At 42.5% G+C, this 23,630-nt stretch carries 19 protein-coding genes; 10 read left to right on the top strand and 9 right to left on the bottom strand.

Translation table 11 applies throughout. From position 1 onward, the window contains the following. Window positions 1–102: 102 nt before the first annotated feature. Window positions 103–3,309, bottom strand: coding sequence for a ribonuclease E (gene rne, locus KDW99_RS10590; protein ID WP_255824685.1), 3,207 nt, complete (start codon window positions 3,307–3,309; stop codon window positions 103–105). 470 nt (window positions 3,310–3,779) lie between these two features. On the opposite strand from rne, the gene rluC reads away from it, so the two are divergent. Next, window positions 3,780–4,751, top strand: coding sequence for a 23S rRNA pseudouridine(955/2504/2580) synthase RluC (gene rluC, locus KDW99_RS10585; RefSeq protein WP_255824683.1), 972 nt, complete (start codon window positions 3,780–3,782; stop codon window positions 4,749–4,751). Between the two features lie 219 nt (window positions 4,752–4,970). Here the strand turns inward: rluC and KDW99_RS10580 are convergent, their stop codons facing one another. Further along, window positions 4,971–6,869 carry a HAMP domain-containing methyl-accepting chemotaxis protein gene (locus tag KDW99_RS10580; RefSeq protein ID WP_255824681.1) on the bottom strand — a complete coding sequence of 633 codons (1,899 nt, stop codon included), beginning with the start codon at window positions 6,867–6,869 and terminating at the stop codon, window positions 4,971–4,973. 190 nt (window positions 6,870–7,059) lie between these two features. Continuing rightward, window positions 7,060–7,884 (bottom strand): AraC family transcriptional regulator, encoded by an 825-nt coding sequence (locus KDW99_RS10575; protein ID WP_255824679.1) that lies wholly within the window; start codon window positions 7,882–7,884, stop codon window positions 7,060–7,062. A gap of 100 nt (window positions 7,885–7,984) precedes the next feature. On the opposite strand from KDW99_RS10575, the gene KDW99_RS10570 reads away from it, so the two are divergent. After that, window positions 7,985–8,605: a LysE family translocator gene (locus KDW99_RS10570; RefSeq protein WP_255824677.1), complete on the top strand. Its 621-nt coding sequence runs from the start codon at window positions 7,985–7,987 to the stop codon at window positions 8,603–8,605. A 141-nt stretch (window positions 8,606–8,746) separates the two neighbouring features. Here the strand turns inward: KDW99_RS10570 and KDW99_RS10565 are convergent, their stop codons facing one another. Then, window positions 8,747–8,932 (bottom strand): hypothetical protein, encoded by a 186-nt coding sequence (locus KDW99_RS10565; protein ID WP_255824675.1) that lies wholly within the window; start codon window positions 8,930–8,932, stop codon window positions 8,747–8,749. Window positions 8,933–9,085: 153 nt separating this feature from the next. Here KDW99_RS10565 and KDW99_RS10560 point away from each other — a divergent pair, with 153 nt between their 5' ends. The 3 genes from KDW99_RS10560 (at window position 9,086) to KDW99_RS10550 (ending at window position 11,162) form a co-directional block, all read left to right on the top strand. Next, window positions 9,086–9,682: a DJ-1/PfpI family protein gene (locus KDW99_RS10560; RefSeq protein ID WP_255824673.1), complete on the top strand. Its 597-nt coding sequence runs from the start codon at window positions 9,086–9,088 to the stop codon at window positions 9,680–9,682. Between the two features lie 207 nt (window positions 9,683–9,889). Continuing rightward, a complete protein-coding gene (locus KDW99_RS10555; protein WP_255824672.1) occupies window positions 9,890–10,357 on the top strand; it encodes a hypothetical protein in 468 nt (155 codons plus the stop codon). Between the two features lie 46 nt (window positions 10,358–10,403). Beyond that, complete coding sequence (locus KDW99_RS10550) at window positions 10,404–11,162, top strand: CLCA_X family protein (RefSeq protein WP_255824670.1); 759 nt, start codon at window positions 10,404–10,406, stop codon at window positions 11,160–11,162. Here the strand turns inward: KDW99_RS10550 and KDW99_RS10545 are convergent. Next, entirely contained in the window at window positions 11,145–12,320 is a 1,176-nt protein-coding gene (locus KDW99_RS10545; RefSeq protein WP_255824668.1) for an MFS transporter, read from the bottom strand. The genes KDW99_RS10550 and KDW99_RS10545 overlap by 18 nt on opposite strands. A 93-nt stretch (window positions 12,321–12,413) precedes the next feature. Here KDW99_RS10545 and KDW99_RS10540 point away from each other — a divergent pair, with 93 nt between their 5' ends. Next, window positions 12,414–13,313 (top strand): LysR family transcriptional regulator, encoded by a 900-nt coding sequence (locus KDW99_RS10540; protein WP_255824666.1) that lies wholly within the window; start codon window positions 12,414–12,416, stop codon window positions 13,311–13,313. A 154-nt stretch (window positions 13,314–13,467) separates the two neighbouring features. Here the strand turns inward: KDW99_RS10540 and gcvP are convergent, their stop codons facing one another. The 3 genes from gcvP to glyA all read right to left on the bottom strand — a co-directional run bounded on the left by gcvP (window position 13,468) and on the right by glyA (window position 18,127). Next, window positions 13,468–16,332, bottom strand: coding sequence for an aminomethyl-transferring glycine dehydrogenase (gcvP, locus tag KDW99_RS10535; RefSeq protein WP_255824664.1), 2,865 nt, complete (start codon window positions 16,330–16,332; stop codon window positions 13,468–13,470). A gap of 75 nt (window positions 16,333–16,407) precedes the next feature. Next, complete coding sequence (gene gcvH, locus KDW99_RS10530) at window positions 16,408–16,791, bottom strand: glycine cleavage system protein GcvH (RefSeq protein WP_114412507.1); 384 nt, start codon at window positions 16,789–16,791, stop codon at window positions 16,408–16,410. A 58-nt stretch (window positions 16,792–16,849) separates the two neighbouring features. Then, window positions 16,850–18,127 (bottom strand): serine hydroxymethyltransferase, encoded by a 1,278-nt coding sequence (gene glyA / locus KDW99_RS10525; protein WP_255824660.1) that lies wholly within the window; start codon window positions 18,125–18,127, stop codon window positions 16,850–16,852. A 372-nt stretch (window positions 18,128–18,499) separates the two neighbouring features. Here glyA and gcvT point away from each other — a divergent pair, with 372 nt between their 5' ends. The 4 genes from gcvT (at window position 18,500) to KDW99_RS10505 (ending at window position 22,152) form a co-directional block, all read left to right on the top strand. Further along, complete coding sequence (gcvT, locus tag KDW99_RS10520) at window positions 18,500–19,600, top strand: glycine cleavage system aminomethyltransferase GcvT (protein WP_255824659.1); 1,101 nt, start codon at window positions 18,500–18,502, stop codon at window positions 19,598–19,600. 150 nt (window positions 19,601–19,750) lie between these two features. Continuing rightward, window positions 19,751–20,290 carry an elongation factor P hydroxylase gene (locus KDW99_RS10515; RefSeq protein WP_255824657.1) on the top strand — a complete coding sequence of 180 codons (540 nt, stop codon included), beginning with the start codon at window positions 19,751–19,753 and terminating at the stop codon, window positions 20,288–20,290. Further along, window positions 20,271–21,413 carry a 4-phosphoerythronate dehydrogenase gene (locus tag KDW99_RS10510; RefSeq protein WP_255824655.1) on the top strand — a complete coding sequence of 381 codons (1,143 nt, stop codon included), beginning with the start codon at window positions 20,271–20,273 and terminating at the stop codon, window positions 21,411–21,413. The genes KDW99_RS10515 and KDW99_RS10510 overlap by 20 nt, the downstream gene beginning before the upstream one ends. A gap of 16 nt (window positions 21,414–21,429) precedes the next feature. Next, window positions 21,430–22,152 (top strand): flagellar brake protein, encoded by a 723-nt coding sequence (locus tag KDW99_RS10505; protein ID WP_255824653.1) that lies wholly within the window; start codon window positions 21,430–21,432, stop codon window positions 22,150–22,152. Window positions 22,153–22,226: 74 nt separating this feature from the next. Here KDW99_RS10505 and KDW99_RS10500 read toward each other — a convergent pair whose 3' ends face one another. Continuing rightward, complete coding sequence (locus KDW99_RS10500; RefSeq protein ID WP_255824651.1) at window positions 22,227–23,627, bottom strand: NAD(P)(+) transhydrogenase (Re/Si-specific) subunit beta; 1,401 nt, start codon at window positions 23,625–23,627, stop codon at window positions 22,227–22,229. Window positions 23,628–23,630: the final 3 nt, after the last annotated feature.

The raw sequence follows: 23,630 nt of genomic DNA, 5'->3' as shown, positions 1-23,630 counted from the left end.
TATGTTCAAATCAATCCTTTGAAATAATCCATAGTGCTCTTGTTGCAAAAGAGCCCGCATAAATGCGGGCTCTTTGTATTATCTAAATAGACACCGCAGTGTTTATTCTACGTTAGCTTCCGAAGTTGATTCTGATTTTTCTTCTCTTGCAATTCTCGGGTCGTTTTTAACTCTTCCAGGGGATGCGCGACGACGAGATGTCGCAGCATTGCGTTTTTCTTCCTGTTCTAAGCGTAGCTTTTCTTGTTGGGCTAAAATGGCAGCAGGTAATTCTACAGGCGCTTTAGCTTCTGTATTTGCCTGTTTGGTAGCCGGTTTGCCACGTCCGCGACGAGGAGTACGAGTGGAAGGACTAGATGTCTCTTCTGATTTTACTTCTTTCGCCTCTTCTGTTTTAGCGTTTTCTTCAGTTATCTCAGAAGTGTTGTCAGTAGACTCGGTCTCTTTCTGATTTGTCGTCACTATAACAGCGTCAGCATCTTGTGTTTCAGTAGATACTTCTTCTGTCACATTGACTGGTTCTGCAGTAACAGTCTTAGCTTCTTCTGCTTCAGGTATTGGCTTATCCGTGGCATTGGCTTCTTCTGTAGCTTCTGTAGCAGTTGTTTGAGTCTCTTCTGATTTGGAAGTCATGTTTGACTCTTCTTCAGTTTGCTCTGTTGCTGCTTCAGTTGTCTGTTGCTCAATTTTTCGCATCTGAGCTTTTACAGACATCTTAGGTTTTGTTGGTTTTGCTTCAGGAGACTCGTTTTTAACGGTTTCTACTGTTGTTTCTTTTGAATCTGCAGGTGATGCTTCAACAGCTTCAACAGCTTCAACAGTTTTCTCAGTCTGAACATTTTGCTCAGTTTTGTATTTGTCTTCCGAAATGGTTTCTGTTGTCACATCTTCTTCTGATTTAACTTCACTTTCTGTTTCAGTCTGCTTAACTTCTGGAGTGGTTGGTTTTACTTCTTCAGTTTTTGCAGCTGCAGTCTCTGTCGCTTGATCATTTTCAGATTCAACATTCTCTTGTTGTGTGCTGTTTTCTTCTTTTTGTGGGCGACGCGAACGACGTGAGCGACGTGAACGACGTTGAGGTTCATCGCCATTTTCGTTGCTTTCCACTTCGGCATTTTGAGCTGCTTCTACTAGAGCGGCATCTTCTTGCTCTTGTAGTTTAGTTGCTTCCAATGCTTCGTCTTTTAATTTGCCGTTGCGGCGACGGTTGTCATTACGATCGCGTTTGCGTTCTTTGACTTCAGGAACCTCTTTCTGAGGTTGGCGAGGAGCTGCTTTTACAGCCGCTTCTTGCTTTTCAGCTCTCGGTTCTTGAGCGTCTTGCTTGTTGCCACGGTTATTACGACGGTTGTTGTTATTGCCTTTCGTGCCAGCTTCAGCCTGTTCACGGCGTGATTGACGAGTAGAGCGATTTTTTTCAGTCGTATTGCTGTCGTCACGATCCGCATTTTGATGCTTAACGTTACGTTTGTTTCTGTTTACACGCTTATCGTTAGGCTTGCTTGATGCACTAGTGTCACGATCACGGTCATTTTGTGAAGGTGTTGTAGCGCTAGTCTTGTTAACGGTTTTAGGTTTTGCTTTGGTTTGAGTCTCACCAAATAGTGCCGTCATAATACGTTTAAGCAAACTTGGCTTGCTTTGTGTATTCTGCGTGCTCTTGGTTACCTTTGGTGTCGCTACTGGTGCGGTGTGCTCTGGAGCTGGCGCTTTAGGAGCAATGCTAGTTACCGCTGCTTGTGGGCGAACATTTTCATTTGCTTTACGTGGTTCGTAAGGCGGTTGTTCAGGTGTTTCCACCAAGTTGTAGCTATTTTCGTTTTGCGTAACAACTGTGCTGTCATCGCGAATACGTTCTACTTCAAAATGCGGTGTTTCCATATGTGGATTTGGCACAAGAATAATGTGAACGCTGTTACGTTTTTCAATTTTCGCAATATTGGTACGTTTTTCATTAAGTAGGAAAGTCGCAACTGATACCGGTAATACAGCACGGATCTGAGCGGTACGTTCTTTGGAGCATTCTTCTTCAATAAGGCGAAGTACAGAAAGTGCCAGAGACTCCACGTCACGAATAAATCCTTGGCCATTACAGCGAGGACAAACGATGCCGCTGGTTTCGCCAAGAGAAGGGCGCAGACGCTGGCGTGACATTTCTAATAGGCCAAAGCGAGAAATACGACCAAGTTGAACACGAGCACGATCCGCCTCTAGAGCGTTTTTCATGCGGTTTTCAACTTCTTTTTGGTTGCGTACTGGTGTCATATCGATGAAATCGATAACAACCAATCCACCGATGTCGCGGAGACGCAATTGACGAGCTATTTCATCGGCCGCTTCTAAATTGGTCTGTAGTGCTGTTTCTTCTATATCTCCGCCTTTCGTTGCGCGGGCTGAGTTGATATCGATAGACACTAGTGCTTCTGTAGGGTCAATAACAATTGAGCCACCAGAAGGTAGGCGAACCTCACGCTGGAAAGCCGTTTCGATCTGAGTTTCGATCTGGAAGCGGTTAAACAGCGGTGTGGAGTCAGTATACATTTTAATGCGCGACTTAAAGTGCGGCATAACTTGCATAACGAAGTTTATCGCGTCTTGGTAAGCGCTTTTCTCATCAATCAATACTTCGCCAATGTCTTCGCGTAGATAATCGCGAATGGCGCGGATGACGATGTTGCTTTCTTGATAGATTAAGAAAGGAGCAGGCTTTTCAGATGCAGCCTTAGTAATAGAAGACCATAAAGTATCAAGGTAATCCAAGTCCCACTGAAGCTCTTCAGTTGAACGACCAACGCCTGCAGTACGAACAATCAATCCACCATTTTCTGGTGTGTTCAGGCCTGACATAGCTTCTTTAAGGTGTGATCTATCGTCGCCGTCGATACGACGAGATATACCGCCAGCACGTGGGTTATTAGGCATTAAAACCAAATAACGACCCGCCAAGCTAACAAAAGTAGTCAAAGCAGCGCCTTTGTTGCCACGCTCTTCTTTGTCCACTTGAACAATCACTTCTTGACCTTCACTTAACACATCTTTGATGTTAATTCGGCCTTCGTGATTGGACTTTTTGGAGAAGTAGGTTTTAGAAATTTCTTTGAGAGGTAGAAAACCGTGGCGATCTGCACCGAAGTCAACAAAAGCAGCTTCAAGACTCGGCTCAATGCGAGTGATGCGACCTTTGTATATATTCGACTTCTTCTGTTCGCGTGAACCGGATTCGATGTCTAGATCATATAGACGTTGTCCGTCTACTAGGGCGACGCGCAACTCTTCTTGTTGAGTTGCATTAATAAGCATTCTAATCATTATATGTGTGAACTCTGTGGGCTGATACGAAAGAGTCACAACAGTGATAGGGTAAACATTAATAAATCTGACTCAGAATTAGAGCAAGTCATTTAGTGTTCTCTGGCGAGAGGAGTACGCGATTCGTTTATTTATGTTAAACGCTTTTATGCGGTCGCTGCCGTGATCAATACCAAATAGTCTCTTTAACCGGTCTCGTTTCTTTGCTTTTACGAAACAACGCGAACGCGTGGCCTAGCAATTTAATGAGAGTTCCTTCCACTGAAGCGGATTTTTCCGAATCATGCGGTTTATTATTTAAGATTAACTGTTACAGAGGTAAGATAGGGGGCCAAAGTGTCGCTTCGGCAATTGTCATTCAATTCTTGCATCTTATCTTCGAGGTGTTTTGTTGCCTCTTACCCTTTGCGAATGTGAATATAACAGTAAAAACTAAGTGCTTCAATTATAAAGGAAACCAATCTTAGCTTATGTCGGACTCAGAACTAAAATCAGCAGAGCGTCCAGCGGTTCGTTACGTCACTATTGACGACAATAATACGGGTCAGCGAATTGATAATTTTTTGGTTACCTTTTTAAAGGGTGTTCCGAAAGGTAAGATTTACAACTTACTTAGGAAAGGTGAAATACGCGTTAATAAGAAGCGAACTAAGCCTGATTACCGCCTTCAAAATGAAGATGTTGTGCGTATTGCGCCGATAGTACTTGCACCAGAATCAGACAAGCCAGTTTTGTCTGATCGTTTGAAAAGCGAGATAGAATCTCGCATTGTCTATGAAGATAAAGGGTTGATCGTTGTTAACAAGCCGTCAGGCTTAGCCGTTCATGGTGGCAGTGGCTTGAGCTTCGGCTTGGTTGAAGTTATTCGCCAAATGCGGCCGTTAGAGAAGTTTATTGAGCTTGTTCATCGACTCGATCGCGATACATCGGGTCTTATCATGATCGCTAAAAAACGTGCAGTACTAAAAGAGCTGCATACGGCGTTACGTGAAAAAGAAGGTGTGCAAAAAACATATTTGGCTTTGGTTTATGGCAGCTGGCCTAAGCGAAAATTGCAAGTTAATGCGCCTTTATTAAAGAATGAACTCAAATCTGGCGAACGTGTGGTGAAGGTTCACACAGACGGTAAAGAAAGTTTAACTCGCTTTAAATTAGTTCGTCAGTTTGAAGGCTATAGTTTGGTCGAGTGTGAGCCAGTAACAGGGCGTACGCATCAGATTCGCGTTCATACGCTGCATGCGGGCTATCCGATTGTTGGTGATGATAAATACTCGCCAGCTGAATCCTTAAAAGAAACAAAAGCCCTTGGCTTTAAGCGCTTATGTCTTCATGCGACACGATTAGACATTATGTTGAATGGGGAGCGTATGCTGTTTGAGGCGCCGCTGGATAAAGAGTGGCAAGCTTTGATGAATGACAGTTTGACCGGAATTTTCCCATAGATATTTGTCGCTTTTGAATAGAAAAATAAAAAAGGCTTGCTAAGGTAGGTCTTTTTTTTCGCTTCTTGCTAGTGGGAGTTGTCTTTGCTGTTCGTTGTGGGTATCGCGGACTTTACGTGTGTGTGATTAGTAGCAACTTATTATGTAAATAAAAACAGCCACCTATAACCGTTTAGATTAGGTGGCTGTTTTAAATACTAATACATTATGATGCCATCACTAGATTTTAAAGCGATCCGTTAATGATTTGAGCTGATTGCTTAATGTTCTTAAGTTGCTGACAGCACGGACAGATTCAATAGATCCTTCGGTTGTTTGGTCTGCTAATTGACGAACATTTTCAACGCTGCGATTTATTTCATCAGATACTTGAGATTGCTCTTCAGCAGCAGTAGCTATTTGGTTATTCATATCTTGCACATAACCAACTTGCTCACTTATGTTGGCAAAAAGAGCCAATACTTCTTTTGCTTGTTCGGCATTTTTAGTAGATAAGTCTCTGCTTCTTAGCATTTTATCCAGAGATTCTTGGGCGCCATTTTGTAATTCGACAATCAAGTCCTCTATCTCTTTAGCGGAGCTTTGAGTTCTACTTGCCAGTCCGCGGACTTCGTCAGCCACTACGGCAAAGCCTCGTCCTGCTTCACCCGCTCGCGCCGCTTCGATTGCAGCGTTAAGTGCTAGTAAGTTGGTTTGTTCAGCAACGGCTTTGATAACTTCTAATACGTTACCGACATTGTCGGTGCGAGTTTTAAGTTGTTCCATTGCTTTACTTGTTACGGTCAAGTCGCTGGCTAATGATTCGATTGATGATGCTGTATCGGATACTTTCAAGTTACCTTGGTTAACGATATTGTCTGTTTTCGTGGTCGCTTCTGCTGCTGTTTCTGCGTTACGAGCTACTTCGGCAACCGTTGAGGACATTTCGTTAATAGCCGTGGCAACTTGATCCGTCTCATCTTTTTGAGACTGCATCATAGTTTGGCCTTGTTTTGAAATGGTTTCTAATTGCTCACTGGTTGAGCTTAAATTTAGAACACCATTAATGACCTCGGAAATGAGCGTATTAAGAGTACGGCTCATGGTTCCGATATTGTTATACAGTTGGCCAAGTTCGTCTTTACGGTCAGTTTTTAATATCTGGGTTAAGTCACCATTAGATATTTTTTCAACAGCGGCCTTAACGTCATTCATTGGATTGACAATCATATGGCGAATTAACAAAGCAAAGAAAATGCCTATTAGTATAGCGATGATAGTGACAGTAATTAGAACCGTTGATACTCTATCACCATCACTTTTGCTCTTTTCTTCTTGAAGTAGTGTGATTGAATCGATCTTATCATTCATCTTAGTGGACAGAGCCATTAGATTTTTTTGTGCTTTTACAAGCTCAGCATTAACCGCGGGATTTCTTTTCCCAAGGTCTTCATATTGGTTTAAAAGAGATAGGATTGCTTGTTGCTTGCTTTGAAGATCACTTGATAATTGTAGATTTTTTGTTTTGTTGATAATGGCTTGGAATCTCGTTGTAACAAGCTCTATAGGTATATTTTCTTTTTTGATGACGTGGTCATTTATCTCTGATGTCAAAGCATACCAGCTGTTTGCGACATCTAAAGCTGTATTCAAATTTTCCATGTCATTTTTCTGACGTAGCTGTTTAATGATTTGGTCATATTGGTTAAATATATTAAGGCGTATTCCAGTAGCCTCATTGTCAATCGCTTCCCAGTTTTTTCGGGCATCAGTCAGAATGGTTAATGCCTTTTTATACTCTAAAAGGTTTTGATCTGTTTGTATTACCAGCTCTCTCACATCTGAGCCATTATAGATTTTTTCACCTTCTTTCAAGAAATCGGCTAGAACTTCTGTGCGACGAACTAGTTCCTCTTTATCCTTTGAAGATCCTGACTCGACGAAAAGCACTCTGGCTCTTTGCATTTCAACAACGGCATCGTCTAAGTCATTGGACAGTCGTACTTTATCCGCTCTGTTAAGCAAAGTATTGACACCTGATATACCGACTATACCAACTATAAGCGCAAGTAATAATACAGAGCCAAAGCCTAAACCAAGTTTAGTACCTATTAGCCTATTTTCGAGAAATTTTTTCATGAGAATGCTTCCTTAGCTATTCTGAAAAGGGTTGGGACGGCTAGATTCTTCTCTTGTGTTTGTAGTTGATATAACCGTTTTCCAATGCCTATCATAACGGCTATGGTAGAGCTCAAGAAATAGTAAAACTGTGTATGAAATGTGATGTTTTTAAGTGTTTGAAATTGCGCTTATAGGAAATGGGGCATTTTTAAGCGTTAATATTTGTTTGGTACTGATAGGGTGTTGTTCCTAATGCTTTTTTGAAATGTGAGTTCATATGGCTTTGGTCAAAAAAACCACACTCCAACGCCACATTGCTTGGCTGTTCGCCACTTTTGAGTAAACATTTTGCCTTTTGTATTCGAGACTGGATTTGATATTGATGCGGTGTAATGCCAAAAGATGCTTGGAATTGACGTATGAGGTGATATTTACTCATGCCAATTACTTTCGATAGGTGTTCTAGGCTAATTTCCTTGCTGGCGTAAGCGTTAATGAACTCTTTCGCACTTAGTAATGATTTCTTTGCTTTTTTTGTTTGAATAACGGATTGATTGATTTTGCTATTGAGCGTCAATTGCATGAGAAAATTATAAACGATGGTCTCTAGGGTGAGTCTTGATGATTTATCGGAAAGAGAGCTGAATATTAAGTTAAATTGTTTGATAAGCTTTTCATCGTTAATAATCGGGTTATGGAAATAAGGCGCGTTTTTATGCTTACCTGTAAAGTCGCTTAATAGCTCATCGAATAATTCTGGAGTTGGATACATAGCTCGATATCCCCATCCATTTTGTGAGGCTGCGCTACCAGTATGGGCGGAATCAGCATTGACTATTACTAAACTGCCAGCCCCAGAGGTATGATTTTCACCTTCATTAAAAAAGCGCTGTACGCCATGTTCTATAACACCTATTGCATAACCTTCGTGCACGTGTTTTGAGAAGTGCTGGTCTTTGAAATCAGCCCGAACACATTCAATCCCTTCATAGCAATCTAGATTAAAGAAGTGTGAGCCGATTTTCGAGTTCATGATGTGTCCTGTAAATTGTTTGTGAGACATAAAAGCGCAATTTTATCCTATAAGCAAATTTCTCCAAGACGATAATGAAGGCTTATTTAAAGGAGAGTTTATGTTTGGTCTTGGTAGCGACACGGTTTTGTATTATATAGCGATTTGTTTAATTGCGGCAGGCACACCTGGCCCAGGAACCCTTGCTGTATTGAATTCTGCGTTGCTTTTTGGTGTTCGGAGAACGTTACCAGTCATGTTTGGGATTTTGTTTGGGATGGGCGTTGTGTCCGTAGCAACAGTGACAGGTTTAAGTGCTCTGATTCTGCACTCTGAACTGGCTTTTATGGTAATCAAATACATTGGTGGATTGTATATTGGCTATTTGGGTGTGCGTATTTTATGGCCTTTATTTAACAGTAAACAAGAAGCTATGAAGTCTCAAAAATCAGAGAGAAAAATGACATTCGTAACGGGTGTTATTTTGTCTATTTTTAATCCAAAAACCTTGATGTTTTTCACAGCTTTACTTCCAGCTTTTATCCACCAACATAGCAGTCTTGTATCGCAGACTTTTACTCTCACTTTAATATTATTGCTCTGTACTTTTGCTGTACATTTAGCTTATAGCAAACTCTGTACTTATGTGTCTGATTTCTTTGTTCGGCACATGAGGTGGGTGGATGCCATTACTGGTTTGATGTTTGTCTGTTTTTCGATTGTTGTTTTGTGGTTGTCTTAATAATCAGATGAAGAAAAGGGCAGTCAGATGGTTGCCCTTTTCGTTTTTACAGATTTAAAGTTTTAGCTTTTAAATCTTAGCTCTTAAACTTTAGAGATTTCTATAATGTAACCAACAGCAGCTCCGTAACGGTTTTTGTAGTTATAGCAGATGTACGGGTCTAATGTGTCTTTCACTTTCATTCAGTGCAAGCAAACCAGTTGATTCTGCGCCAGCAGGGCAATACATGATGAGAGATAGCTCTCCGCTAATTAAGCTAGCTGGGGTATGCATGTTAACGAATGCTGATTCGCTGTCGATTGCTGCCAGTATGGACTTTTTGTCCACAAGCTAGCTGGTGCTCTTATACAGCCCCCGCTTTTGGATCTTCAACATAGTTACTGGGTTGTGTTGTTTATGTATGAATAATTCAGGATAGTCACTTTGGTGTCATGAGTTAATAGAATATATTAATGATCAGGCCTCGAGGAAAATTAAATTATGAACATATCTATCTTAACTTTTGATGATTTCAACGAACTGGACTCATTTATAGCGCTTGGTATTTTGAACCGAGTGAAGAGTAAAGGTTGGAAGGTGTCCATTGCTAGCCCAACTAAACAAGTTAAGTCGATGAATGGTGTCGTGATTGAAAGGCAGGAGTCGCTTGATGGACTCGCTTCTGCCGATGCTGTCATCGTGGGAAGTGGCTTAAAAACACGAGACGTGGTGGCCGACCCATCTATTATGGCGCAATTACAACTTGATCCAAGTCGTCAGGTTATTGGTGCGCAATGCTCTGGCACCTTGGTTTTAGCTAAACTAGGTTTATTAGATGGTGTGCCTGCTTGTACAGATTTAACAACATTACCATGGGTGAGAGAAGCTGGCGTTGAGGTGCTAAATCAAGCTTTTTTTGCGAAAGGGAATGTAGCGACAGCGGGAGGCTGTTTGGCATCGCATTATCTTGCTGCATGGGTTATTGCCCGACTAGGCGGTATTGACGAAGCAAAAAATGCGATCGACTACGTTGCTCCTGTCGGTGAAAAAGAAGAATACGTAAGTCGTGTTATGCATAATATTTCACCGTACCTGTAGTGATCAGAGGCTCCAGTGCTAGGTAGATGAATCTAATGCTGTAAAGATAAGATTAAAATGTGCATCTGTGTTTTGGCTGTTGTTCTTGTTGTTTCGTCCCAATAGAATCAAATGTCACTATTATTTGTCTAGTGGTTACTTTGTACTTTGGTCGAAATTCAAAGCCACGAGATTTGATCTACATTTTTATAGAACAAGAAGGTCCGCATGAAGAAAGTTTTCTTGAAAAAACTGCAGTCTCTTACTGCGATTCTTGTGTTGAATACGGTACCTGTTAGCTTTGCACAGACTGGCGGTGTTAATTATGAAGCCGAAGTTATGCAGGCTAGGGTGCTTTCTGACGATAGAAAAAGCACGCTTAAAAGCGTAGATTCGCAAACTGATTCACTAAAGCAGCTGTATTTTGATAATTCACTGACTTACATTCAAAAGCACACGGAAAAAGCGGCTAGCTATCAGCATCAAATCGCTTTGGCGCTGGTGGAAGAGGCTTACCAGGATGATTATGACACTCTATTAGATCAGTATGAGCGTGAATTAGAAGAAGCAGCGGCACATAGTAATCCAGAAAGTATTAAGATTGCCAAGCGTAGAGTTGAAGAACAGTTGCAGGATTTGAAAGAGATGCGCCGATCAAAAATTGCAGAATTTGATCAGCAATTTGGTATAACATAAACCGTAATAGTGTTTTGAATCTAGCCTAGTCAACGAGCGATTTTGCATGTCCTTTAGCCAAGCCCCCATTAATTTCGTCATAATACGTCGGCAGTTTGATTTTCGTGGTATTGAAATGGGGCGTTGGGTAACGCCAGAAGAAAGAGATCGAGCTGCGGTGAATTTCTATCGAGCATTAGAGGATCTCATGTCTGTGCTGCAAGGTCCAGAGCTCTTGGTGTCTTTACGAGGTACTCTTGGACTTCAATATGGCAAAGGCGGAAGGCCTGGTGTGGCTGCTCACTACGTTCCTGCGACAAGACAATTATCTTTAGCGAAAAACGCCGGTGCTGGCAGTCTCGCACACGAGTGGTTTCATGCTTTTGACCATTACATGGGCGAAAAAATGTTTTACCAAATATCCTCGGCTCGTTTTGCTTCCGAAAGTTGGTTGAATGACGCTAAATTGCAATTATCCCGTAACAAACAACCTCATCCACTGAGCTTATTATTAGTCGAATGCTTTAAAGCCATTATGCTAAACGAGCAGGGAGATCAGCCAAGTGATATGTTTCAAATATCTCGCCTTACTGATCAAAAGCTAAAAGTCATCTATTACGCTAAGCCAGAAGAGATGGCTGCAAGAGCTTTCGAAGCCTTCGTTGAGGACTCAAAACCTACCAGTAGCTTTTTGGTAAAAGGAACTCGCCATTCAGAAGAGGCCAAAATAGGCCTTTATCCTCAAGGTGAACAGCGACATCGTATTAATCAAGCCTTTCAGAATTATTTCAGCTTACTTGGTCGGGCGCTATTTAGGGCAAGTTAGTCTTGCCTCTAACTTGAGTGTTGGGCTGAGTGCTAGAGTTAATAAGCCGAAAAATGCAATGGCAGCACCAACCCAAATTGTCACTGTTAGAGGGTAGTTGTATGATAATGCCATTCCAGCAATAAAGCTGCCAAACATGATACCTAACGTTATCATTGAAGCATGTAGCGTATTTACAAATGCACGTTCACCCTGAGGTAGTTCCATCAATCTGCTTACCATTGCAGGATTTAAACTTACGCCGCATAAACCAAGCAGTAATGTACATGTAACCGATATCCAAAGGTGATTGCTAAAAAGGGCAAATAAACACAAATTTATAATAAGTATTGATATTCCAGTTAATAGCGTCAGCTTTGCATCCTTGGTGGCCATTTTGGCTACTAAGCTGTTTCCAATAAGCATGATGCCACCGTATGCAAATAGAATTAGTGTGATGCTGTTCTGGGGCATTCCTGATGTTTGATTGAGAATAGGGACGATATAGCTAAACGGAGCGTATACGGCACCAATAATGCAGAAACTGGTAAAAAACACCCACCAAAGCCGAGCATCAAAGACAGCACCTAATTCTTTTCTAAGAGATTGTGGTGGTTCGGGCGAAAGATCGGGTAGGGTCAGGTATGTCAATAAAGCGCTGATACTTGCCAGACCAACAACAAGAAAAAAACTGCTTTGCCAGTTGCTGTATTCAGACACTACTTTAGCCAACGGCAAGCCTATGATGGTGCCAAGCATAATACCTGCTAATACCGTTGATATGGCGTTGAGTTTGCTATCTGAGTTGACGAGTCGAGCTGATAAGCCAATAGCAATACCAAAAAACGCACCTGAAACCATGCCTGTTATAGATCGGGCGATGACTAGTTGGCCAAAAGTATTCGAAAAACCGCCTAGCAGTTCACCTAAAATGAAGATGATGTAGAGCATCATTAAGGCTTTTTTAACGGCTAGTCTAGAAACTAAGATCGCCAATATGGGGCCACCAATAGCCATGCTGACAGCAAAAATAGAGACCAAATATCCTGCCTGAGCGATGCTGATCGTCAACGCTGCTGATAATTGTTCCATCATCCCTAATACTTGTAGTTCGCAACTGATCATAATGAAAATGCCAAAACTCAGCATATAAACACTAATGGGTAGTGGTGTTCGCATTTCTCTCTCCAACAAAGTTTTAAGTTGTGAGATTATCTTTGATGATTTAAGTTTAATAAATGTAATTAAATCATTTGAGTAATGAATAAAATCATGGAATACGATCTCAATGCCGTAAGGCAATTTATTAAAGTGGCAGAAAATCTGAGTTTTACGGTTGCCGCTCAACAATTAGATGTAACTCAATCTGGTATCTCTAGAGCAGTCAATCGGTTGGAGTCCCAGTTAGGTCTTCGCTTATTGCACCGTAATACACGTAATTTGAAATTGACGGTAGATGGCGAGTTATTTTTAAAACGTGTTAAGCCATTAGTTGGCGGCCTTGAAGAGGCGCATCAAGAGTTACTAGAGCATGGACTTGAACCTAAAGGTAGTTTGAAGATTAGTGCGCCATCAGCATTTGGCCGGGTTGTTGTTATGCCTATTGTCGCTAAATTATTGGATGAGTACCCACAGCTCACCATAGAGTTGGTATTAACTGATCGAGTGGTTGATCTGGTAGGCGAAGGGTTTGATGCTGTCATTCGTAGCGGAAATATTCTGGATAGTCGAATAATTGCGCGGCCTCTTAAGGCGGCTGATTGGGTGACGGTTGCATCACCAAAATATCTTGAATCTTATGGTTTCCCAAAGGCGTTAGAGGAATTGACTGCGCATAATTGCATGCAAGTTAGAAATCCAGCTACTGGGCAATTATTTCCTTGGACATTTCGAAATAATGAGAAGAATACTGACTTTCCCATTAGAGGAAGCTTAGTTGTTGATCATGGGGATCCTTTAGTAGAAGCCGCGTTATTGAGTATTGGTATGGCACAATTGATGACTTTCTTCGTAGAGGATTATTTGAGAGACGGGTTGCTGACGCCAGTTTTAAATGAACATGCTCGATCATCGACGCCTTTAACGCTTCTTTATCCATCTGCTCGACATCGATCTGCCAAATTAATGGTGTTTCGTGATGCGTTGCTGGCACACTGGGGAGGCCATGAATAAATAAAAATAAACTTATATAATAAATATGATCATAAAATTGTGATATTTATCTTTAGTTTGGAGTTTCCCTTGATTGCTTTGTACGTAGCTAAAAAAGGCGAATCATTGCTGATTCGCCTTTTTCGTTTCTAGTGCTTTTAAGGAGCTTCGAAGATTAGTCTTCGTAGCTCTCTATTGGTGGGCATTCGCAAAATAGGTTGCGATCGCCGTAGACGTTGTCGATACGGCCAACAGGAGGCCAGTATTTACGAGCTTTGATCCAGTTTAATGGGTAGGCGCCTTCTTTACGTGAATAAGCGTGATTCCATTCCATATCTAAAAGGCTGTCTGCTGTGTGTGGCGCATTGACTAGCGGGTTGTCTTCTAGAGGCCATTCACCGGCTTGCACCTTGCTAATTTCTTTGCGAATTTGAATCATGGAATCACAGAAGCGGTCTAGCTCTTCTAGGTTTTCTGATTCTGTTGGTTCGATCATCAATGTGCCAGCAACAGGGAAGGACATAGTGGGTGCGTGGAAGCCAAAATCCATCAAACGTTTAGCGATGTCTTCTTCGCTAATACCTGATTCCGCTTTCAATGGGCGAATATCGATAATGCATTCATGTGCAACTGTGCCATTTTTGCCAGTGTAAAGTACTGGATAGTGTTCGCCTAAGCGCTTAGCAATGTAGTTTGCATTCAAAATTGCGTTGAAGGTTGCATCACGCAAGCCTTTGTCACCCATCATTTTGATGTACATCCAAGTGATCACAAGAATACTTGCACTACCGTATGGTGCGGCTGAAACCGCGCCGTGTTGCTCAAGCATGCCCATCACAGGGGAAACCGCGTGGCCAGGTAAGAAAGGCGCAAGGTGAGATTTAACACCGATTGGGCCCATGCCTGGACCGCCACCACCATGTGGGATGCAGAATGTTTTATGTAGGTTAAGATGCGAAACGTCACCACCAAATGAGCCAGGAGGCGCAACACCCACTAGAGCGTTTAGGTTGGCACCATCAATGTACACTTGGCCACCAAATTTGTGAACAATGCCACAGACTTCACGAATGTGTTCTTCAAATACACCGTGAGTAGATGGGTATGTTGCCATGATGCAACTCAGTTCAGCAGCATGCTTTTCAGCTTTTTCAGCAAGGTCAACTAAATCAATGTTGCCGTCTTCGTCGCATTTCACGATGACAACTTTCATGCCGGCTAACGCAGCAGAAGCTGGGTTTGTTCCATGAGCTGAGCTTGGAATCAAACAGACATCACGATCATGGTCGCCGCGAGATTTGTGGTACTTATCGATAGCGATAAGGCCTGCGTACTCACCTTGTGCGCCAGAGTTTGGTTGCAAAGAAACGGTGTCATATCCCGTTGCTTTGGAAAGCATGTCGATCAGCTCTTGCAATAATGCATGATAGCCAGCAACTTGAGTGCTTGGTGCAAACGGATGAATGCGACCAAATTCAGCCCAAGTAACCGGAATCATTTCGGATGCCGCATTTAGTTTCATTGTGCAAGATCCAAGAGGGATCATGCTTTGGTTAAGCGCAATGTCTTTGACTTCCAGTTGGTGCATATAGCGCATCAATTCGGTTTCGCTGTGATGACTATTAAATACTGGGTGAGTCAGTATGTCATCTTGACGCAATAGGGCATCATCAAAGCCATAAGCGCTTTCCGTGTTTGTAATGTCTTCTAGTGATAGCTCTGCGCCGAAGCATTCAGCCAAGTCGATAAGATCATTCGGGGTGATTGTCTCGTTTAACGCGATAGACACTTGGCTGTCAGACGCTTTGTGGAAGTTCATTAACTTCTCAGCGCCTTTAGCCATGATGCTATCAGTTTGTTCACCAGTGTTAACGATAACGGTATCAAAGTAACTTGAGTTAGTGGTGAAGCCTTTTACTTGGATGGCGTTGGCAAAACAGTTGGTAAGCGCCGCAACGCGGTTCGCTATCTTTTTAAGGCCAGCAGGGCCGTGATAAACCGCGTAGAAGCCAGCCATCATCGCTAGTAGTGCTTGAGCGGTACAGATGTTCGATGTCGCTTTTTCACGGCGAATATGTTGCTCGCGTGTTTGCATTGCCATGCGTAGCGCTGGTTTGCCATGACTGTCTTTCGATACGCCGATAACACGACCTGGCATAGAGCGTTTGAATGCATCTTTGGTTGCTAGGAATGCAGCGTGTGGGCCACCAAAGCCCATTGGTACACCAAAGCGCTGAGCGGAGCCGAAAACGATATCAGCACCCATATCACCTGGTGATTTCAATAGAACAAGAGACAGTAGGTCGACGGCAATGCTGACAAGTGCGCCTTGCTCATGTGCTTGGGCAATAACAGGGGTTAAATCAGTCACTGTGCCATCAATGCCTGGGTATTGAATAATGGCGCCGAATACATCGTGTTGTGCGAAATTTGCGATATCATCAACGATGACTTCAATTTCAAGCAGTTCTGCTCGAGTTTTAACGACGTCTATTGTTTGTGGCAAGCAGTGGCTTGCAACGAATAATTTATCGCTCTTCTTGCGGTTGGAGCGTTTCATGAGTGTCATCGCTTCGGCTGCGGCCGTCGCTTCATCTAATAAAGAGGCGTTGGAAATTTCCATGCCTGTTAGGTCGATAATGACTTGTTGGAAGTTTAATAGTGCTTCCAAGCGACCTTGAGATATTTCTGGTTGGTAAGGCGTGTAAGCCGTATACCAGCCTGGGTTTTCTAGTAGGTTGCGCAGAATTGGTGAGGGCACATGTGTGTCGTGGTAACCCATGCCGATAAAAGAACGCGCTACTTTGTTTTGATTGGCGATGGCCTTTAGTTGAACAAGTGCTTCGTTTTCACTAACAGGGTTAGCTGAAAGGTCTAGATTTGCTTGACGAATGGCTTCCGGGACTGTTTTTTCGATTAGTTCTGGAAGGCTGTTGATGCCAATTGTAGATAGCATTTTTGCCTGCTCTGAAGCGTCAGGGCCAATGTGGCGAGCAATAAATTCATCACTGTTTAACAAATCGCGAATGCACGAGGTCATGGTTTAATTACCTATTAAGATTAGATCGAGGAGTTAGGCTCTCAATACGGATAGAGGGAGAGCCTAGATTTGAGGCTATTCGATTGTGGCTGAATAGCCTGCAGCATCAAGTAATTTGTCAAGGTCAGCAGGGTCGCTGAGCTTGATTTTAGCAATCCATGCATCTTTAAAAGGTGCTTCATTGATAAGCTCTGGTGAGTCATTTAGAGCTTCGTTAACTTCAATTACTTCGCCATTAACAGGGGCATAAATATCGGAAGCGGCTTTCACAGACTCAACTAAAGAGAATTGCTCTGTAGCAGTTACGTCGGCGCCAACTTCAGGTAGTTCAACGTAAACTACATCGCCTAGTAGGTCTTGTGCGTGATCGGTAATGCCAACAGTAACTGTTCCATCGCCGTTATCTAACACCCATTCATGGGAGTCAGCGTACTTTAGGTTTTCTGGGATAGTGCTCATAGTATTTATGCCTCTTTAAAAAAATACCCAAGGAGGGTTACCCCTTGGGTACGTGATCTTAGCGGTAAAGTGGGAAGCGTTTACAAAGCTCTTTAACTTCTGCAAGTACGCGAGCTTCAACTTCTGGGTTGCCTTCTGGCATCTCAACTAAACCGTCAAGTACGTCACTGATAAGATGACCTACTTTTTGGAACTCTTCAATACCAAAACCACGAGATGTTGCTGCTGGAGTACCTAGACGGATACCAGAAGTCACCATTGGTTTTTCTGTGTCGAACGGAATGCCGTTTTTGTTACATGTGATGCCAGCGCGTTCAAGAGCGGCATCGGCTGCGTTACCTTTAAGTCCTTTAGGACGAAGGTCAACTAGCATTAGATGCGTATCAGTACCACCAGTAACGATATCACAACCACGTTCAACCATTACTTCTGCAAGTGCTTTAGCGTTAGCAACGACTTGTTTAATGTAATCAGTAAACTCTGGTTTCAATGCTTCGCCGAAAGCGACTGCTTTACCAGCAATAACGTGCATCAATGGACCACCTTGGTAGCCAGGGAATACCGCAGAGTTGATTTTTTTACCAAGATCTAGATCATTGGAAAGAATCATGCCACCACGTGGGCCGCGAAGTGTTTTGTGTGTTGTTGTGGTAACAACGTGTGCATGTGGAAGTGGAGATGGGTGAACACCAGTCGCAACAAGTCCAGCAATGTGAGCCATGTCGACGAAAAGGTAAGCACCAACTTTGTCTGCAATTTCACGGAAGCGCTTGAAGTCGATTTGACGTGGAATGGCAGAACCACCCGCGATAATCATCTTTGGCTTGCACTCTAGTGCTTGCGCTTCGATAGCATCGTAATCAATCAATAATGTTTCTGGGCTAACTTCGTACTGAACAGCGTTAAACCATTTACCAGATTGAGCTGGTGCAGCGCCGTGAGTTAAGTGACCACCAGAAGACAATGACATACCCATGATAGTGTCGCCAGGCTGAAGCAGTGCTAGCATTACAGCACCGTTAGCTTGTGCGCCAGAATGAGGCTGAACGTTTACAAACTCACAGTTGAAAAGTTTTTTAGCACGGTCAATGGCAAGCTGTTCCGTTACGTCAACTGCTTCACAGCCACCGTAGTAGCGACGATGTGGGTAACCTTCTGCATATTTGTTGGTTAGTACAGAGCCTTGGGCTTCTAAAACGGCTTTTGAAGTGATGTTTTCAGAAGCAATCAATTCAATGCCAGTTTCTTGGCGTTCTTGCTCTTCAACGATTGTCGCAAAAAGTTCTTGATCTCGCTCAGCTAAAGTTTGGCTGAAAAAAGCTTCGGTATTCGCCATGGGGAAATTCCTCTTAAATAAACATGTATGCCAAAAAGACAATGAGTCGTGCGTATAATAACACTAAGGCAGTCTATGATGATGAAAAAAGATCATCTTTCTAGGAGCGTCAGTCATTGTTCGGTTTACGTCATTTTCACCTATGATAATGAAAAAGTTTCCAATTGGAAACACTAATTGGAATGGAATTTTGAAGTTTGTTTATTAATATGTTTGACCGTTCGTTTAAAAATTTCCGTCTAAAATATGAGGATTGGGTTGGAATCTGTATGAATAAATGCTGCTTAGGGCTTGTCAAGGTCGACTGAATTTGGATACTCTGTTTCCGATTGGAAACAGACACTATTACTACTTTAATAAAAGGTTTTCGTTATGAAACGTACTGCACTATGTGATCTACATGTCGCTTCTGGCGCTAGAATGGTTGAATTTGCTGGTTATGAGATGCCTGTTCAATATCCATTGGGTGTCATGAAGGAGCATTTATGGGCTCGTGAAAATGCGGGGCTGTTTGATGTGTCGCACATGGGGCAGGTAATACTTCGAGGTAAAAATGTAAAAGCTGCGCTTGAAGCCATTTTACCTGTTGATGTGCTTGGTTTGGCGGAAGGTACACAGCGTTACGGTATGTTTACCACTGATAGTGGTGGTATTACGGACGACTTAATGTTCGCTAATTGGGGCGATGAAATATTTATGGTTGTTAATGCTGGCTGTAAGGATCAAGACTTTGCTTATTTAAAGGCTACTTTGGTTGATTGTGATGTTGACGTTATAGAAGATCGTTCACTACTAGCTATTCAAGGACCAAAAGCACGTGACGTATTTGCGCGTATGGTTCCAGATGCTGCCAGTATGACATTCATGCAAAGTTTAAAACTTGAATGGCAGGGTGTTGAACTATGGGTGAGTTGTTCTGGTTATACCGGTGAAGACGGTTATGAGGTTTCTGTACCAAATGACAAAGCTCAAGCCTTTGCTGATGCTTTATTGGCGTTTGATGAGGTGGAGTGGATTGGTCTAGGTGCGCGTGACTCTTTGCGTCTGGAAGCTGGTTTGTGTTTGTATGGCCATGATATTGACACGACAACAACACCAATTGAAGCGTCGCTTAATTGGGCAATACAAAAAGTTCGTCGCTTAGAAGGTGATCGTGCAGGTGGCTTCACCGGTGCTGATATTATATTGCCACAATTTGCGAACAAACCTGCTAGAAAACGTGTTGGTTTTTTGGTTGATGGTCGAGCGCCTGTTCGTGAAGGTGTCGATATAGTTGATGCTTATGGAGAGGTTAAAGGGTCTGTAACTAGTGGTGGCTTTTCGCCAAGTCTTGCTCAACCGATTGTAATGGCTTACGTCTCAACTCAAGCTTTAGATGCTGCCGAACCTTTGTTCGCCAGTGTGAGAGGGAAGAGTATCCCATTAAAACAAGCGGCGATGCCGTTTGTACCTTCCCGTTATTATCGCGGATAATGCATTGGTGGTTTTTGAGTCTTAACCCTCAATATAGGTAAAACCACAACCACTATAGAGTTAAATATAGTGCGTTACGTGAAGCTTGATTCTTTGCGTAGCGCCTGATTATTTCTTATGTAATAATTTCTTATTTTATGAGGTCTACCGTTGGCAAGTGCAACTCAGCTCGTGGAAGCCTTCAGCGCCTGTTTCCTTTCAAGTTTTAACACCCGCCTTATTGGTGGTGCAGATGAGCCTCTTTATCTGCCAGCTGAACCAAATAGTTCGGCGACTGTGTATTTTCGTTTTGATTATCCTTCAAGTGCGCTGCATGAAGTGAGTCATTGGTGTATTGCTGGACATGAGAGGCGATTACTAGAAGATTATGGCTATTGGTATGAATCGGATTCTCGTAACCTGCAAACACAAAAAGAGTTTGAGAAAGTTGAAATAAAGCCTCAGGCAATCGAGTGCATTTTGCATTGGGCGGCAGGATTATCCTTTCGCGTCAGTGTGGATAATTTGTCTATGCCAGATTATGACGCAAAACATTTTGAACAGGCCGTTATGTCTCAGGTCGCTAAGTATATTGCTTCTGGCTTACCCAAAAGGGCTGAGATCTTTTCTAAGTATTTATTGGTTCAGCGACTTCCTGACCAAGTATTGAATGAGTTTTTAAAGCGACAGTATGAAAATTATTGCAGATGAGAATATGCCAAATGCGAAAGCTTTGTTTTCACATTTAGGTAGCGTTGAGTTGGTAAATGGTCGAACCTTAACTCATGAACAAGTGAAAAATGTAGATGTGCTTTTGGTGCGTTCGGTGACAAAGGTAACCAGAGAACTGCTTGAAGGAAGTACTGTTCGTTTTGTCGGTAGCGCTACAATTGGTGTAGATCATATTGATTTGGATTACCTGGCCAAATCAAATATTGCTTTTAGTAGTGCGCCTGGTTGCAATGCAGACGCAGTTGCTGATTATGTTTTTAGTGGCCTGAGCCACCTTTATATGACAAAAAAAATCAGCTGGTTAGGTAAAAAAGTTGGCATTATTGGCTATGGTAATGTTGGCAAAACTGTTTATGACCGCTTTGCCAGTATGGGTTGTCAGGTATGCGTTTATGACCCTTTTAAAATAGATAACAGTGGTGCAGCTAACTTTGTTACTTTGGATGAGATTCTCTCTTGTGATGTGATTTCTCTTCATGCACCTTTGACTCGTTCGGGGCCGTTCCCAACAAAAGGAATGATTGGAAGAAAAGAACTGGCACGATTGTCATCGGGCGTTGCTATTATTTCAGCTGGACGTGGTGGTGTTATTGAAGAAAGTGCATTGCTTGAACGCTATAAACAATTGGACGGTAATATTCATTTAGTGCTTGATGTTTGGGATGGTGAGCCAGCTATTAATCAAGAGCTGGCTTCTGTTGCTGATATTGCTACGCCGCACATTGCCGGTTATAGCAAGCAAGGACGAGAAAAAGGTACATGGATGGTGTATCAGGCTCTGTGTGAGTTTCTGCAGTTAAATTCGGATGTTGTGACGAAGCATGATGCTATTAGTGCTGGATGGTTTTCATCGGTTAATATCAACAGTTCCTCCCCTCACGAAGAAATGCTGGCCCGAAGTGTGCAAGCCATCTATGATGTAGCAAGAGATGACGCTAGATTGCGCTATAAATACCGTGAGAATAAAGAAAAAAATGTCTTTGATTGGTTGCGAAAGCATTACGTAGAAAGGGATGAATTAAATACATGTATAATTCATGCTCATAATAACGATGCTTGTAACCTTTTGAGTGCCGCTGGTTTTTCAGTAGAAAATAAATAATAACTAAGGTAGTTGCATGGCTGGAGTAATGCAGGTTGATCTAGGCGATCTTGATGTTCCAATAGGTACGAATGTACAGGTTGAGTTTATTTCTCCGCCTGGGCGTTTCATGGTAAAAGTCCTAGGTAATATTCCAAAACACTCATTAATTGTTTCTTGCCCAAAACTAAATGGAAAAAACATACTTGTTAGAGAGAGTCAGGTGGTTAATGTCCGCTTGATGTTGAGCACGCATGTTTGTGCATTCTCAAGCAAAATTGCGAAAAGTTACATGGAGCCTTCAGCGCATCTACATATTGCTTATCCAGGTTACGTGGAAACATCTGAAGTTAGACAAGCCGCTCGTGTTGAGACGCGCCTTATTTCTAATATAGAGCCAAATACGTCGTCAAGTTCAATTAGTGAGTCTTCCTCAGCAATTGTTATCGATCTTAGTCTTGGCGGGGCTAAATTGGTCTCTAAAGAGGATTTCGGCTCAGTAAATCAAACGATGCGTTTGGTTTGTAATATCAAGATTGGGCCTTATAGCCATATTCTTAAACTGGACTGTGAAATTAGGTCTCAAGAAATTCAAATGCTCGAGCAAGTTCAGGCGACTTTAGTTGATAATGATTTCTTAAGTCGTATGGGGGTTGAGTATTTCTACGTTTATGGCATTCGTTTTTTGGATGTATCCAAAGAAGCTGGTATACCGCTCATGGCTTTTATTCTAGAAACGATTCGTAATAAAACAAAGTAAGTGTTTCGCCTCATAAAAAAACGCCAGCATATGCTGGCGTTTTTTTTAACGGGCAGAAATAAAAGCGCTGTTCATTAAGATAAGTGTTTTAACAGTGCATCCAAACTTTGCTTGGCGTCACCAAATAGCATTCGAGTGTTGTCTTTGAAGAATAGTGGGTTTTCAACTCCAGCATAACCTCGACTCATACCGCGCTTAAGTACGATCGTTTGTTTTCCATGCCAAGGCTCTAATACAGGCATTCCTGCAATAGGGCTGTCCGGTTCTTCATTGGCTGCTGGGTTAACGATATCATTGGCTCCAATCACGATAGATACGTCAATGTTTTTGAAATCGTCGTTTATTTCATCCATTTCATAAACGATATCATAAGGAACTTTTGCTTCAGCTAAGAGGACGTTCATATGCCCTGGCATGCGGCCAGCAACAGGGTGAATGCCAAAACGAACATTTACACCTTGCTCTCTGAGTTTCTTTGTAATTTCATAAACCGTGTGTTGAGCTTGAGCAACGGCCATACCGTAACCTGGCAAGATCATCACTTCTTTTGCATCAGCTAGAGCTTGAGCTGCTTCTTCTACTTGAATTTCGATAATATTACCTTGAGCTTCTGTAGAAGCATTAGCGGGCGCACTAGTTGGCTTTCCGCCGCCGATACCACCAAGGATGACGTGAAGAAACTTGCGATTCATTGCTTTACACATGATGTAGCTTAAAATAGCACCACTGCTACCGACTAGTGCACCAACTACGATAAGTAGGTCGTTACCTAGCATGAAGCCCATCGCTGCTGCCGCCCATCCTGAATAGCTGTTAAGCATAGAAACAACAACAGGCATATCTGCGCCGCCAATCGCGATGACTAAATGCGCACCAAACAGCAAAGCAAGTACGGTGATAATGGCTAAATAATTCATGCCTTCTGCAGCACCCACTTGGGCAAACTGCACTACTAAGTATACTTCAACAATACATATTATTAAGTTGATGAGGTGGCGCGCAGGTAAACGAAGAGGCTTGCCTGACACTTTGCCGCTTAATTTTAGGTAAGCAACCAGTGATCCAGTGAAGGTTACAGCGCCAATAAATATGCCCAATGCTGTTTCAACGTCATGAATGCGTTGAGCAACCAGTGAGTCGTACTCGCCATGGCCTAAAGCGTTTGCAAACCCTACAAATACGGCAGCTAAACCGACAAGGCTGTGCAATACGGCTACGAGCTCCGGCATTTGAGTCATTCCAACGCGCTTTGCAAGAATCCACCCGATTAAGCTGCCAGGTATCATACCTAGTAACAATAGTTGGTAATTGTCAGTTACGGCTCCTGCAATGGTAACGGCAATAGCAAGTGCCATTCCAAGCATTCCATAGATGTTGCCTCGTCTCGCACTTTCTTGGTGGCTTAATCCGCCTAAGGCCATGATAAACAAAGCACTTGCTCCAATATAGGAGGCAGTCATTACTCCGAAGTCCATTGT

The sequence above is a fragment of the Marinomonas rhizomae genome (genome assembly GCF_024397855.1).
GTDB lineage: Bacteria > Pseudomonadota > Gammaproteobacteria > Pseudomonadales > Marinomonadaceae > Marinomonas > Marinomonas rhizomae_A.
The sequence above is the reverse complement of the archived record's forward strand: the minus strand, read 5'-3'. Positions and strand labels throughout refer to the sequence as shown.